Below are 13,387 nucleotides of genomic sequence, written 5' to 3' on the forward strand. Positions count from 1 at the left end.
GTTTCACCTTCTAACTGTTTCAACAAAGGGAATTTATCATGGATCCAGTCGCCGCAAAGCTGCTCGGTGCCGGTCTTGCTGCCATCGGCGTGGGCCTTGCCGCCCTCGGTGTCGGTAACGTCTTCGCCGCGTTCCTGTCGGGCGCGCTGCGCAATCCGTCGGCCGCCGACGGCCAGCAGGGTCGCCTGTTCATCGGTTTCGCCGCAGCCGAGCTGCTCGGCCTGCTGGCGTTCGTGATCGCGATGGTCCTGGTTTACGCCGTCTGATCGCATGACCGGCAAGGGCGTACGCGACGTGCGTACGCCCGCGCCCTGACAGGATACCCAGATGCCACAGATCGCACAGATCTCAGCGACCTACGCATCGCAGATCTTCTGGATGCTCGTGATCTTCGCGATCATCTATTTTGCGATCGGCAACGGCATGGTGCCCAAGATCGAGGCTACGGTGGACGCGCGCGATCGCAAGATCGCGGACGATCTCGCCGCCGCCCACGCCGCCCGCGCCGCCGCCGATGCGACCGAAGCCGCGTATCGCGCGCGGATGGACGCGGCCCGTAACGGCGCCCGCGTCGAAACGGAAAAGGCGAAGGCCGATGCGCTGCTCGCCGCCGAAGGCCGGGTGAAGGCCGCGGATGCTGAACTGGCGACGCAGTCCGATGCCGCCGAAGCGGACCTGCGCGCCGTCACCGATCGCGCGCTGAGCGGGATCGAGAGCGTTGCGGCGGAAGCGGCACGCGACATCGTGTTCCGCCTTTCGGGTGCGCAGGTTGCGCCCGAGGATGCCGAACGTGCGGCACGGTCCGCGCTGGCCGCATGATTTTCAAGGACGCCCTATGAGCATCGAAGCACCCGCAACGGTGACCCGCAACCTGGAACATCCGACCCAGACGGAAGGGCTGGAGCCGACGCATGTCGGCGCGACGTTCAGCCAGGGCACGGAAGTGGCGCACGCCGATCCGACCGCGCTCGGCATGAACGGCACGGCCTGGGTCGCGCTGGCGATGATCGTGCTGATCGTCATCATGTTGTGGAAGAAGGTGCCCGCCGCGATCGGCGGCGCGCTCGACCGCAAGATCGTCGGCATCCGCGCACAGCTCGACGAGGCGCGGCAGCTGCGCGCCGATGCCGAGAAGCTGAAGCTGGAATATGAGGCGCGGGCAGCCGCGGCGGCGTCCGAGGCGGATGCGATCGTGGCGCAGGCGCATGTCGATGCACGCGATATCGTCGAGAAGGCACAGGCCGATGCCGAGACGCTGATCGAGCGGCGCCGTCGGATGGCCGAGGACCGGATCGACGCGGCCGAACGTGCGGCGGTGGCCGAAGTGCGGGCGAAGACGGCGACGGTCGCGGCGTCCGCGGCGGCGATGCTGATCTCCGAACGGCACGATGCCGGGGTGGACAAGGCGCTGGTCGATCAGACGATCTCCGGGCTGGGGAGTGCTCGGTTGAACTGATCGGTTCAGTCTGAGTGGATTTCGGAAGGCGGTCTCTACGGAGGCCGCCTTTTTCGTTTGTGCCCGGACTAACGGGGCCGCGCTTTTCATGCGGGGCGCGAAGGGTTTGCGGTACCCTTACAAAACGGCCGGGGATGTACGAACATCCCCGGCCGAAGCATTTTACATCCAGGAGCGGCCATCGGCAGCTGCGCAGCCGTAAGGAGGAAGCTGGCCGGTGAAGCGGGCCTGGAGCTTGTGGCAGCCCCAGCTGCGGATCGGGCCGGGCATTTTGCCGTTCAATGCGATGCCAACTTCGTCATAAGGGCTGTCCGCGAAGGCGACGTAGCGATACCAGCGGAAACCGAACATCACGGTGGCGGCGACGAGCACGACGCACAGGACCTGGACCAACTTCTTCATTGCGACCTCAAAATCGTTTCGGGTCGGGTCCGATTGCAGGTCGGTCGTCTTAAGGCAACAACGAACGTGTGCCGTAGGGGAAACTTGGGCGGATCGGTGTTTGGTGAACTAGCTGCGGCACCCCTTGTGGCTCTGGACCCCTGCCTACGCGGGGGTACGCGGCTCCTCGCGCCCACGCGTCAACCAGTCATCTAGAACCCTGTTCATCAACCGACCGGGAAAGCTAGTGCCGCTCTGCGCCAGGTATCAGTCTAGGCCCGGCCGGAACATTGCCCGGCCGGTTTCGGGTTAGGCCATGCCCTTGATGACCTTGTCGAGCGTCAGCGGATAGTCGCGGATGCGGACGCCGCAGGCGTTGTAGACCGCGTTGGCGATCGCCGCGCCGGCGCCGCAGATGCCGAGTTCGCCGACGCCCTTGGCCTTCATCGGTGAGGATTTCTCGTCGAGTTCGCTCAGGAAGAACACGTCCTGCTTCGGAATGTCCGCATGTACGGGCACATGATACTCGGCCATGTCGTGATTGACGAAATAGCCGAAGCGCGGATCGGGCACGGCGTCTTCCATCAGGGCCGCGCCGACGCCCATCGCCATTGCACCGATGACCTGGTTGCGGGCGGATTTCGGATTGAGGATGCGGCCGGCGGCGAAGGCACCGCCCATGCGACGGACGCGGATCTCGCCGGTCGCCATGTCGACGCCGACCTCGGCGAAGTGCGAGCCGAACGTGGCCTGGGCGTACTTCTTCGACAGATCGCCGAACTCGATTTTGTCGGTGACGACGGTGCCGGTGGGGCCGGCGGCCTCGCCAAGGCTGACCGAGCGGTTGCCAGAAGTGATCTTGCCGTCCGCGAAGGTGGCATCCGCGTTGAAGCCGGCCTTCTGCGCCAGCTGCGTGCGGAGCGTCATGCAGGCGGCGTAGACGCCAGCGGTGGAGCTGTTCGCGCCCCACTGTCCACCGGAGCCGGCCGAAGCGGGGAAGCGGCTATCGCCCAGCTTGACGACGACGCCCTCGAGCGGGACGCCCATCATCTCGGCCGCGGTCTGCGCGATGATCGTGTAGGTGCCGGTGCCGATGTCGGTCATGTCGGTTTCGACGGTCACGAGACCCTTCGAATCGACGCCGACGCGCGCGCCGGAGTCCATTGTGACGTTGTCGCGGAACGCGGACGCCATCCCCATGCCGACCAGCCACTGGCCGTCGCGGACCTGGCCGGGCTTTGGATTACGCTTCGACCAGCCGAAGCGGTCCGCGCCGACCTTGAGCGCCTCGACCAGCTTGCGACTGGAGAAGGGGCGGGACTCGCCCTTTTCGGGGTCGAACTGCGTATCGTTGACGATGCGGAGCTGGACCGGGTCCATGTTCAGCTTTTCGGCCAGTTCGTCCATCGCCGCTTCGAGTGCGAGCAGACCGACCGCCTCACCCGGCGCGCGCATCGCGTTGCCCTCGCCGAGGTTGAGCACGGCGAGACGGTGCGACGTCATACGGTTTTCGCCGCGATAGAGCAGCCGTGTCGCGTTTGCCGCGGTCTCGGGCGAGCCGCCTTCGAGATCGCCGGACCAGACTTCGTGCGCGATCGCATCGATCCGGCCGTCCTTGCCGGCGCCGATGCGCAGGCGCTGGATCGTGGCGGGGCGGTGCGTCGTGTTGTTCATGATCTGCGGACGAGCCAGCGTCACCTTGACCGGCCGGCCGACGGCGCGGGCGCCGAGGGCCGCCATCACGGCGTCAGAGCGGACCCAGAGCTTTCCACCGAAGCCGCCGCCGATGAACGGTGAATCGACGCGGACATTTTCGCGCGGGATCATGAGCGTGGTCGCCATGTCGCCGACCGCCCAGTCGATCATCTGGTTGGAGGTCCAGAGCGTCAGCTTGTCGCCGGTCCACGATGCGATCGTGGCGTGCGGCTCCATCATTGCGTGGCTCTGATCCGGCGTCGTGTAGGTCGAGTCTACCTTGACCGCGGATCGCGCAAACGCACCGGCGAAGTCGCCAACCGCGGTGTCGGGGTTGCCACCCTTCGGCTTTATCGCGCTGTCCTTTTGCGCGGCGAGGTCGGCCTTCGGCGTCCCCTGCGCATATTGGACACGGACCATCTTGGCGGCGTCGCGGGCCTGCTCGAACGTCTCGGCCACGACCAGTGCGACGGCCTGGTCGTAATGTTCGACCATGGGGCCGGCCAACATATGGGCGGTGTGGTTCTTGGCCTTGGCGAGCTTGCCGGCGTTTTCGTAGGTCACGACCTTCAGAACGCCGGGGGCGGCGAGTGCGTCGCGGCTGTCGATCGAAACGATCCGGCCGGTCGCGATGGCCGAGCCGACGATCCAGCCATAGGCGGCGTTCGGGGCCATGCCGTTACGCTCATAGGCGTAGGGCGCGGTGCCGGTGACCTTGGCCGGGCCGTCGATACGGTCGTGCGAGCGGCCGATGACCTTTTGCTGGTCGATCGGATTGAGGGCGGTTGCGGGGGTGTCGAACTTCATGGTCAGGCTTTCGCTTCCGTAAAGACAGCGGCGAGCGTCCGTTGGACGAGCGGCACCTTGAAGGCGTTCTGGGCGGTCGGCTTGGCACCGGCGAACGCGGCGGTCGCGACGGCGGCGGCCCCCTGCGATGCGCGGGCGTCGGCAGCCTCGACGCGCCACGGCTTGTGGGCGACGCCGCCAAAGGCGAAGCGGCCGCTGCCGTCGGGCTGAAGCACCGTCGCGATCGAGATCGTCGCGAAGGCATAGGATGCGCGGTCGCGGACCTTACGGTAAATCTGCGTGCCCCCGATCGGCTTGGGCAGCGTGACGGCGGTGATGAACTCGCCGGGTTGCAGGCTCGTTTCGATGTTCGGCGTGGTGCCGGGCAGACGGTGGAAGTCCGCGATCGGGATCATGCGCTTGGCGCCGTCCGGGTTGACGGTCTCGACGGTCGCGTCGAGTACGCGCATTGCGACGGCCATGTCGGACGGGTGGGTCGCGATGCACTGGTCGCTGACGCCGATGACCGCGAGCGACCGGCTGTAGCCACCAATCGCCGCGCAGCCGGAGCCGGGCTGGCGTTTATTGCAGGGCTTGGTCGTGTCGTAGAAATAGGGGCAGCGCGTGCGTTGCAGCAGGTTGCCGGCGGTCGTCGCCTTGTTGCGGAGCTGACCCGAGGCACCCGAGACGAGCGCGCGGGACAGGACGGCATAGTCACGCCGCACGGTGCGGTCCGCGGCGAGATCGGTGTTGCGGACGAGCGCGCCGATGCGCAGGCCGCCGTCACGGGTCTTCTCGACCTTGTCGAGGCCGAGATGGTTGACGTCGATCAGATGCGCCGGTGTTTCGATCTGCAGCTTCATCAGGTCGAGCAGGTTGGTGCCGCCTGCGATGAACTTGGCATTCGGGTTGGCGGCGATGGCGGCGGCGGCGGCTATCGCGCTGTCCGCCCGCTCATAGGTAAAGGGCTTCATGCGCGTTCCCCCGCGACATCGCGAATTGCTGTGACGATGTTCGAATATGCGGCGCAGCGGCAGATGTTGCCGGACATGCGCTCGCGGATTTCATCCTCGGTCGGCGCGATGCCGGCGGCGAGATCGGCGGTGACGTGGCTCGGAATACCGTCCTTGATCTCGCCAAGCGTTGCGACCGCGGAGCAGATCTGGCCCGGGGTGCAGTAGCCGCACTGGTATCCGTCATGCGTCACGAACGCGGCCTGCATCGGGTGCAGGTTGCCGGGCTGGCCAAGCCCCTCGATCGTGGTGACCGAGTCGCCGTCATGCATCACGGCGAGCGTCAGACAGCTGTTGATGCGGCGACCCTCGACGATGACGGTGCAGGCACCGCATTGACCGTGGTCGCAGCCCTTCTTCGTGCCGGTCAGGTCAAGATGCTCGCGCAGTGCATCGAGCAGGGTGGTGCGCGGATCGACGTCGATCTTGCGCGTCTTGCCGTTGATCTTGAGCGACACCGGCAGCGTCGCGGCGGGTGCGCGCTGGGCGGGGGCCGATGCGGCCTGCGCACCGAGCGGGGTGGAAACGACGGCCGCGGTCGCAACCCCGCCGGCAATCAAGCTACGACGCGTCACGTCGAGTGGGTCATTGGCATGCATGGAGTATCCCCGTGCGGCAGAACTATTGGTCTTCTACCGATCGTTACGAAATACGCGCGGGCCAGCGAATTCGATCCTTTTGCGAGTGATTTGCAGTCGGTTGCGTGCCGATCAACTGTTAGTCTAAGCGCGGGCAACAGGGGGAAAGATCATGGCGGGCCGGCGATATGCGATCCGGGTGAAGGGGATCGCGACCAATGCGATCGACGATGTCGCGGGGCTGTTGACGCTCTACATCGGCTGCATCTTCGTTGCGGCGGCGGTGTTTACGGAAGCGGAGGGCAAGCCGTTCCGGGAGGCGTTGTGGTGGGCGTTCGTGACGGCGATGACGATCGGGTATGGCGACATCTATCCGGTGACGACGACGGGGCGCATCGCTGGGATCGCGCTGATGCATATCGTACCGCTGTTCATCATCCCGCTGATCACGGCGCGGATGGCGTCGCGGCTGATCGTGGACAGCGACGCGTTCACCCACACCGAGCAGGAGGAGATCAAGGCGCTGCTCCGCCGGGTGGATGCGAAGCTGGACGAGCGGGCGGACTGACCTAGTCGGGCGCGACCTGCGTCAGGTGGTGGAGGACGATGCCGCTGGTGGTCGCGACGTTCAGGCTGTCGACGCCGGGCGCCATCGGGATCGACAGCGGACGCGCGCGGGCGAGGAGGGCGGGGTCGAGGCCGGGTCCCTCCGCCCCGAGCAGCACGGCGGTGCGGGCCGCGGGTCGGTGGCGGGCGAGCGTGGCTGGCGCTGACGGGGTGAGCGCGACGGGGTCGAACCCGTGGTGTTCGAGGAGGGCGATCGGGTCTGTGCCACGCGGGAGTTTCGCGAACGGCACGGTCAGCGCGGCGCCGACCGAGACGCGGATCGCCTTGCGGTAGAGCGGGTCGCAGCAGTCCGAATCGAGCAGGATCGCGGGCACGCCGAACGCCGCGGCGTTGCGGAAGATGCCGCCGAGATTGTCGTGGTTGGCGATGGCGGAGAGCAGCAGGATGGTCGCAGGCCCCTCGGTGCGGGCAAGCAATGTGTCGGCGTCGGGCGTGTCGATGCGGCGTCCGACGGCCAGGATGCCGCGGTGGATCGCGAAGCCGGCAATCGCGTCCATCACCGGTTGGGCGGCGGCGTAGACCGGCACGTCGTACGGTACGCGGGCGAGGAGGTCGGCAAGCGATGCGGTTCGGTGGGCGGCGATCAGGAGCGACACGGGGCGGTAGGCGGCGGATGCGAGCAGCATGTTGAGGACGACCTTGCCCTCCGCCACGAAAAGCGCGTCGCGGCCGACCAGATCGCGGTCGCGGATGTCGCGATAGGGCTCGATCCGCGGGTCGGCCGGGTCGGTGATCGTGACGATGTTAGTCATGCCGCCCGCCGACGTTCTGTGCGCCGACATGCGGTTCCCCGCGCGCCTCGGCCAGCGCAACCTGGCGGTGGCGTTCGGCATAGCCGGCGCGCTGGTCGGCATCGCGCGCGTTGTGGCAGGCGGGGCAGGCCTGCCCCTCGACGAACAGCGGCGAGGCGCGGTCGGCGGGGGAGACGGGACGGCGGCAGGCGCGGCACAGGCCGTGCGTGCCGGGGGCGAGGCCGTGGCCGACCGCGACGCGTTCGTCGAACACGAAGCATTCGCCCTGCCACAGGCTTTCGGCGGCGGGGACGGTTTCGAGATATTTGAGGATGCCGCCGTCGAGATGGTGGACGTCGTCGAGCCCCTCGGACTTGAGGAAGGCGGTCGCCTTTTCGCAGCGGATGCCGCCGGTGCAGAACATCGCGATCCGGGTGTCGGGCGCGATGCTCTCGCGGTTGGCGCGGAACCAGGCGGGGAAGTCGCGGAAGCTCTGCGTCTTCGGATCGACCGCGTTGGCGAAGGTGCCGATCGCGACCTCGTAGTCGTTGCGCGTGTCGATGACGAGCGTCGCGGGGTCGGCGATCAGCGCGTTCCAGTCGGACGGCGCGACATAGTGGCCGACGCCCTCCAGCGGGTCGATCGCGGGTTCGCCCATGGTGACGATCTCGCGTTTGATGCGGACCTTCATGCGGTGGAACGGCATGGTGGCGGCATCGCTGTATTTGACCGTGATGTCGGCGCAGCCCGGGAGGGTGCGGATGTGGTCGAGGACCGCCGCGATCCCGTTCGCGGGACCGGCGATGGTGCCGTTGATCCCTTCCTGCGCGAGGAGGAGCGTGCCTTTGACCTCGTTCGTGGTGCATGTGGTGAGGAGGGGGTCGCGCAGGGCTTGCGGGTCGGGGAAGCGGGTGAAGCGGTAGAGGGCGGCGACCTGGATCATGGTGCGGGCCCTTAGCAGGGCGGGCCTGTGTCGTCATCTTCGCGGGGGGGGGGCGTTTTGGCTTTAGGTTGCGCTCGACCGGAGGGAGATCCCGGTTTTCGCCGGGATGACGTGTTTGAGGCGAGGTCTGACTGCTCCTGGTCTTGAGCGTTCCCCGGCGGAAGCCGGGGCCTTGGCGCAAGCGCTTCACCTAGGCCCCGGCCTTCGCCGGGGAACGGTAGGCGCTAGGCTAAGCTCAGCAACATCGTCCGCCGCCGGCGCTGCCGTAGCGGGCGTCCTGGCGGTTGCGGAAGAAGGTACATTCGGACATCGGCTCGCGGTCGGGGTGGTGGGCGGCCATGTGCGCGCGGTAGGCGTCGTAGCTCGGCACGCCGACCATCAGCCGGGCGGTGTCGCGGAGCGCCTTTATGACCCGGGCGAAGCGGCTCATTCCGCGGGCGCCAGGGCGGGGAGCTCGGACACGGTCGGGTGATACACCCGGCGTGCGGCGATGCAGGTGCGGATGCCGTAAAACAGAATCGCGGCGACGACCGCGAGGAAGATCGCGCAGAGGCCGGCGTCGATGCGGTCGTTCATCACGATCCGGCTCATGTCGCCGATCGACTTGGCGGGGGCCAGCACCTCGCCGCGGGACAGCGCGTCACCGTATTTGGCGGCGTGGGACAGGAACCCGACCTTCGGATCCGCGGAGAACAGCTTCAGCAGGCCGGCGGCGGTGGTGCAGAGGATCAGCCACGCCGCCGGGACGATCGTGACCCAGGCGAAGCGGTGCTGCTTCATGCGGAACAGGACGACCGTGGCGAGCGTCAGCGCGATGGCGGCGAGCATCTGGTTCGAGATGCCGAACAGCGGCCAGAGCGTGTTCACGCCGCCGAGCGGATCGGTGACGCCCTGGTACAGGAAGAAGCCCCACGCCGCGACGCAGAGCGCGGTGGCGACGAGGCCGGGTGCGACCGCGGAGGTATCGCGGAATCGCGGGACCATAAGCCCGAGCAGGTCCTGCAGCATGAAGCGGCCCGCGCGGGTGCCGGCGTCGACCGCGGTCAGGATGAACAGCGCCTCGAACAGGATCGCGAAATGGTACCAGAAGGCCATCATCGCCTTGCCGCCGATCACGTGGCTGAAGATCTGCGCCATCGCGACCGCGAGCGTCGGGGCGCCACCGGTGCGCGAGATGATGCTCGCCTCGCCCACGTCGCGCGCGGTCTGGGTGAGCGTCGCCGCGTCGATCGGGAAGCCCATCGCGGTGACCGCGGCGGCGGCGCTCATGGCGTCGGGGCCGAGCACCGCGGCCGGGCTGTTCATCGCGAAATAGATGCCGGGATCGAGGATCGAGGCGCCGACCAGCGCCATGATCGCGACGAAGCTTTCCATCAGCATCGCACCGTAGCCGATGAACGGGGCGTCGGCTTCGCTGGCGATCAGTTTGGGCGTCGTGCCGCTGGCGATCAGCGCGTGGAAGCCGGAGACCGCACCACAGGCGATCGTGATGAACAGGAACGGGAAGAGCGAGCCCGACCAGACCGGGCCGCCGCCGCCCGCGAACACGGTGACCGCAGGCATGCGGAGCGGCGGGGCCATGATCGCGATGCCGATCGCCAGTGCCGCAATCGCGCCGATCTTGAGGAATGTCGACAGATAGTCGCGGGGGGCGAGCAGCAGCCAGACCGGCAGGACGGAGGCGACCGCGCCGTAGCCGATCAGGATCCAGCAAAGCTGGACGGGCGTGTAGGTGAACAGCGGTGCCAGCGTGGGCGAGGCGGCGACGTTGGCGCCGAACACGATCGCGGCGAACAGCCCGATCATGCCGAGCGCCGACACCTCGCCCACCCGGCCGGGGCGGATCCAGCGTGTGTAGGCGCCCATCAACATGGCGAGCGGGATGGTGGCGGCGACGGTGAACAACCCCCACGGGCTTTCGGCGAGCGCGCGCACCACGATCAGCGCGAGGACGGCGAGGATGATGACCATGATCATGAAGGCGCCGAACAGCGCGATCGTGCCGGGGATCGTCCCCATCTCCATCCGGATCAGTTCGCCGAGCGAACGGCCGTCGCGGCGCATCGAGATGAACAGGATCATGAAGTCCTGCACCGCGCCCGCCACGACGACGCCGGCGAGAATCCAGAGCGTACCGGGGAGGTAACCCATCTGTGCCGCGAGCACGGGGCCGACCAGCGGGCCGGCGCCGGCGATCGCCGCGAAATGGTGGCCGAACAGGATGTTGCGGTTGGTGGGCACATAGTCGAGCCCGTCGGCGCGGCGGTGCGCCGGGGTGGTGCGGGCCGGGTCGATGCGCAGCACGCGGTCCGCGATGAAGCGCGCGTAGAAGCGGTAGGCGATCAGGTAGACCGAGATCGCGGCGGCGACGATCCAGAGCGCGTTGATCTGTTCCCCGCGGGACGTGGCGACCACCGCGAGCGCGCCGGCCGCAAGCGCGGCCATGGCGGCCCAGCCGGTTTTCTGGATGATGGTCATGCGCCGCCCCTCTGTTCTTGGGTGGAACCTAGTCGGGGTTTGGGTTGGAGGGCAAGCTGCCTGCCGGTCTTGTTCCCCGGCGAAGGCCGGGGCCCAGACGCAACCGCTTCACCTGGGCCCCGACCTTCGCCGGGGAACTGTCGGCGGTGCAGGTGTTGGCTCTCCCTTCCGTTGTCAGACCGGGTAAGGAGGCATCAGACACACAGGGGAATCAGGTGGACGATCCGAACATGAACCGGCGCGTGCTGTGGGCCAGCCTGGTCGGGACGGCGGTCGAGTTCTACGATTTCTATATCTATGCGACCGCGGCGAGCCTGTTTTTCGGGGCGATGTTCTTTCCGGCCACGTCGGCGGCGGCGCAGCAGATGGCGGCTTATGCCAGCCTGGGGCTCGCGTTCGTCGCGCGGCCGGTGGGGGCGGCGGTGTTCGGTCATTATGGCGACCGGATCGGGCGGAAATCGACGCTGGTCGCGTCGCTGCTGCTGATGGGGGGATCGACGACGCTGATTGCGTTCCTGCCGACATATCAGGTGGCGGGATGGTGGGCGCCCGCGTTGCTGTGCGTGCTGCGGTTCGGGCAGGGGTTCGGGCTGGGCGGTGAGTGGGGCGGGGCGGCGTTGCTGGCGGTCGAGAATGCGCCGCCGGGGTGGCGCGGGCGGTTCGGCATGGTGCCGCAGCTCGGCGCGCCGGTCGGGTTCATCGCGGCGAACGGCTTCTTCCTGCTGCTCGGGCTGACGCTGACGCCCGATCAGTTCCGTGACTGGGGTTGGCGCGTGCCGTTCCTGGCGAGCGCGGTACTGGTCGGGTTGGGGCTCTGGGTGCGGTTGAAGCTGACCGAGACGCCTGCGTTCAAGCAGCAGTTGGCGGAGGGGCCGCCGGAGGCGGTGCCGTTCGCGACGGTGTTCGCGCGCCATCTGGGGCCGACGCTGGCCGGGACGTTCGGTGTGGTGGCGTGTTTCGCGCTCTACTATCTCGCGACGGCGTTCGCGCTCGGTTGGGGGACCGGGACGCTCGGCTATTCGCGGACCGAGTTCCTGCTGATGCAGCTTGGCGCGATCCTGTTCATGGCGGCGGGGATCGTCGCGGCCGGCGTGCTGTCGGATCGCTACGATCCGCGGCGCGTGCTGATCGGCGGGTGCCTGGGAACGGTGGCGGTCGGGATGCTGCTCGCGCCGCTGTTCGGCAGTGGATCGGCGGTGGGGGTGTTCGTGTTCCTGGCGCTCGCGTTGCTGGCGATGGGGTTCGTGTACGGGCCGCTCGGCGCGTGGTTGCCGGGGCTGTTTCCGGCGGGGGTGCGCTATACCGGCGCGTCGATCGCGTTCAACGTCGGCGGGATCCTGGGGGGCGGGGTGGCACCGCTGGCTGCGCAGGCGATGGCGGAGCGTGGCGGGCTGGCACCGGTCGGCTGGTATCTGGCGGGGTGTGCGGCGGTCAGTCTGGTTGCGCTGCTCGCGGCGTCGCGGTCCGGGACCGCTGTCGACTGACGGTTAAAACGTGGAGCGGGTAGCGGGGATCGAACCCGCGTCACAAGCTTGGAAGGCTAGTGCTCTACCATTGAGCTATACCCGCGTCGGGTGGTTCCCTGCCATTCGGGCGGGCGGTTCGTCAACCGTCTTGGCGTGCGGTCAGGCATGCGCCGGTTCGCGGGCGGGCGGCGCATCCGACCGGGTCCGGCGGGGCTGCGCGCCTTCGTAGAAGCCGGCGATCGTGATCCAGTCCATCCGCCATTCCATGACGATCCGATCGTCCGTGATGTGGACCAGTGCTGCGCCTTCATCGACCAATCGGAACCCGATCCGCCCGTGCCGATCAGGCGTGCCGAGGATGCGCGACCCGTCGCTGGTCGCGATCCAGAAGCGATCCTCGATCCCGGTATCGGGGATGCGCAACTGGACGTCGATGTCGCCGGTGACGGCAATGCGGTCGGAACGAATCGGTCTGATGTCGATGCCCATGTCGGCCTCTTCGCGGAACAAAGGAAGAACATGGACGAGGGCGGGTTTGTAGGAAAGCGCAAATCCTACTGCGATGGTGCTTTCCTGGGGTCACTCCCGATGAAGCCGAAGAAGATGTCGTGCGATAGCAGGTCACTGGCCGCCATGACGTAGGTGACGCACTCATACTGCGCCGGCGTGGCGGCGGCGCCTTCGATCCCGGTGGCGGTCAGATGCCCGAGGCCGCCCTCGGTAAAGGTTATGGTCCGGTCGTCGACCGCGACGAGCAGCGCGCCGGGTTGGACGCCGCAGAATTGTTCGACGGCCTTCGTGAACCCGGCCAGCGGGCGACCGCGCTTGATCGACCGCGCGGTTTCGGGCCGGTTCTGCTCCTGCAACCACGCGCGTGCTTCGGCGACGTCTCCGGTGTTTGCGATGGTCGCGTAGATTGCCGAATAACGCTTCCACTCCGCCGCCTCGCGGAAATAGACATAGTAGGACGTCCGGCGGGACGCGTGTGCGATGCAGGACAGCATGGTCTTTGCGAACGGTGCATTGCCACTTGCGATCCACACGACGTCTTCCTGCATGTCCTCGTCGTACGACACGCTGACGCGATCGGGTGCCACGCCGCAGCCGATCACGGCGCTGCGAGCCTTGTCCGGTGATGGCGAGGTGACGGGGGCCGGCGCCGAGCCGTTCGACGGCAATGCGGGTGCCGCCAGCAGCAGCATCGAGCCGATCAGGTCGAACATGGCGATCCCC

The 13,387-nt window shown here is 67.6% G+C and carries 15 protein-coding genes and 1 tRNA gene; 5 read left to right on the top strand and 11 right to left on the bottom strand.

The annotated features are described in order from the left end of the window. Positions 1–38 precede the first annotated feature (38 nt). The 3 genes from ACFSGX_RS06745 to ACFSGX_RS06755 all read left to right on the top strand — a co-directional run bounded on the left by ACFSGX_RS06745 (position 39) and on the right by ACFSGX_RS06755 (position 1,456). Complete coding sequence (locus ACFSGX_RS06745) at positions 39–266, top strand: F0F1 ATP synthase subunit C (protein ID WP_076069450.1); 228 nt, start codon at positions 39–41, stop codon at positions 264–266. A gap of 61 nt (positions 267–327) precedes the next feature. Next, positions 328–819 carry a F0F1 ATP synthase subunit B family protein gene (locus ACFSGX_RS06750; RefSeq protein ID WP_380928546.1) on the top strand — a complete coding sequence of 164 codons (492 nt, stop codon included), beginning with the start codon at positions 328–330 and terminating at the stop codon, positions 817–819. A 16-nt stretch (positions 820–835) separates the two neighbouring features. Continuing rightward, positions 836–1,456 (top strand): F0F1 ATP synthase subunit B family protein, encoded by a 621-nt coding sequence (locus ACFSGX_RS06755; protein ID WP_380928548.1) that lies wholly within the window; start codon positions 836–838, stop codon positions 1,454–1,456. Between the two features lie 162 nt (positions 1,457–1,618). Here ACFSGX_RS06755 and ACFSGX_RS06760 read toward each other — a convergent pair whose 3' ends face one another. The 4 genes from ACFSGX_RS06760 to paoA all read right to left on the bottom strand — a co-directional run bounded on the left by ACFSGX_RS06760 (position 1,619) and on the right by paoA (position 5,930). Beyond that, on the bottom strand, positions 1,619–1,858 hold the full coding sequence (locus ACFSGX_RS06760; RefSeq protein ID WP_380928549.1) for a hypothetical protein: 240 nt from the start codon (positions 1,856–1,858) through the stop codon (positions 1,619–1,621). Between the two features lie 288 nt (positions 1,859–2,146). Further along, positions 2,147–4,339, bottom strand: coding sequence for an aldehyde oxidoreductase molybdenum-binding subunit PaoC (gene paoC / locus ACFSGX_RS06765; protein ID WP_380928551.1), 2,193 nt, complete (start codon positions 4,337–4,339; stop codon positions 2,147–2,149). A 2-nt stretch (positions 4,340–4,341) separates the two neighbouring features. Then, entirely contained in the window at positions 4,342–5,292 is a 951-nt protein-coding gene (locus tag ACFSGX_RS06770; protein ID WP_380928553.1) for an FAD binding domain-containing protein, read from the bottom strand. Beyond that, positions 5,289–5,930, bottom strand: coding sequence for an aldehyde dehydrogenase iron-sulfur subunit PaoA (gene paoA, locus ACFSGX_RS06775; protein WP_380928554.1), 642 nt, complete (start codon positions 5,928–5,930; stop codon positions 5,289–5,291). Before paoA ends, ACFSGX_RS06770 begins: the two co-directional genes overlap by 4 nt. Positions 5,931–6,081: 151 nt before the next feature. Here paoA and ACFSGX_RS06780 point away from each other — a divergent pair, with 151 nt between their 5' ends. Continuing rightward, the gene (locus tag ACFSGX_RS06780) at positions 6,082–6,477 is read left to right on the top strand and encodes a potassium channel family protein (protein ID WP_380928556.1); all 396 of its coding nucleotides are present in this window, start codon (positions 6,082–6,084) and stop codon (positions 6,475–6,477) included. A gap of 1 nt (position 6,478) precedes the next feature. Here the strand turns inward: ACFSGX_RS06780 and ACFSGX_RS06785 are convergent, their stop codons facing one another. The 4 genes from ACFSGX_RS06785 to ACFSGX_RS06800 all read right to left on the bottom strand — a co-directional run bounded on the left by ACFSGX_RS06785 (position 6,479) and on the right by ACFSGX_RS06800 (position 10,688). Further along, positions 6,479–7,288 (bottom strand): TrmH family RNA methyltransferase, encoded by an 810-nt coding sequence (locus tag ACFSGX_RS06785; protein ID WP_380928558.1) that lies wholly within the window; start codon positions 7,286–7,288, stop codon positions 6,479–6,481. Further along, positions 7,281–8,210: an oxygen-dependent tRNA uridine(34) hydroxylase TrhO gene (gene trhO, locus ACFSGX_RS06790; RefSeq protein ID WP_380928560.1), complete on the bottom strand. Its 930-nt coding sequence runs from the start codon at positions 8,208–8,210 to the stop codon at positions 7,281–7,283. The genes ACFSGX_RS06785 and trhO overlap by 8 nt, the downstream gene beginning before the upstream one ends. Positions 8,211–8,445: 235 nt before the next feature. Continuing rightward, positions 8,446–8,640, bottom strand: a complete 195-nt coding sequence (locus ACFSGX_RS06795; protein WP_380928562.1) for a YbdD/YjiX family protein — start codon at positions 8,638–8,640, stop codon at positions 8,446–8,448. After that, positions 8,637–10,688 carry a carbon starvation CstA family protein gene (locus ACFSGX_RS06800; RefSeq protein WP_380928564.1) on the bottom strand — a complete coding sequence of 684 codons (2,052 nt, stop codon included), beginning with the start codon at positions 10,686–10,688 and terminating at the stop codon, positions 8,637–8,639. The genes ACFSGX_RS06795 and ACFSGX_RS06800 overlap by 4 nt, the downstream gene beginning before the upstream one ends. Before the next feature lie 230 nt (positions 10,689–10,918). On the opposite strand from ACFSGX_RS06800, the gene ACFSGX_RS06805 reads away from it, so the two are divergent. Then, on the top strand, positions 10,919–12,172 hold the full coding sequence (locus ACFSGX_RS06805) for an MFS transporter (RefSeq protein WP_380929994.1): 1,254 nt from the start codon (positions 10,919–10,921) through the stop codon (positions 12,170–12,172). Between the two features lie 11 nt (positions 12,173–12,183). Here the strand turns inward: ACFSGX_RS06805 and ACFSGX_RS06810 are convergent. The 3 genes from ACFSGX_RS06810 to ACFSGX_RS06820 form a co-directional block, all read right to left on the bottom strand. Further along, positions 12,184–12,257: transfer RNA gene (locus ACFSGX_RS06810), tRNA-Gly, on the bottom strand. A gap of 56 nt (positions 12,258–12,313) precedes the next feature. Beyond that, entirely contained in the window at positions 12,314–12,643 is a 330-nt protein-coding gene (locus ACFSGX_RS06815) for a hypothetical protein (RefSeq protein ID WP_380928566.1), read from the bottom strand. A 65-nt stretch (positions 12,644–12,708) separates the two neighbouring features. Further along, entirely contained in the window at positions 12,709–13,377 is a 669-nt protein-coding gene (locus tag ACFSGX_RS06820; RefSeq protein ID WP_380928567.1) for a hypothetical protein, read from the bottom strand. Positions 13,378–13,387: the final 10 nt, after the last annotated feature.

The organism is Sphingomonas arantia (genome assembly GCF_042682045.1).
In the GTDB taxonomy this organism is placed as follows: Bacteria; Pseudomonadota; Alphaproteobacteria; order Sphingomonadales; family Sphingomonadaceae; genus Sphingomonas_R; species Sphingomonas_R arantia.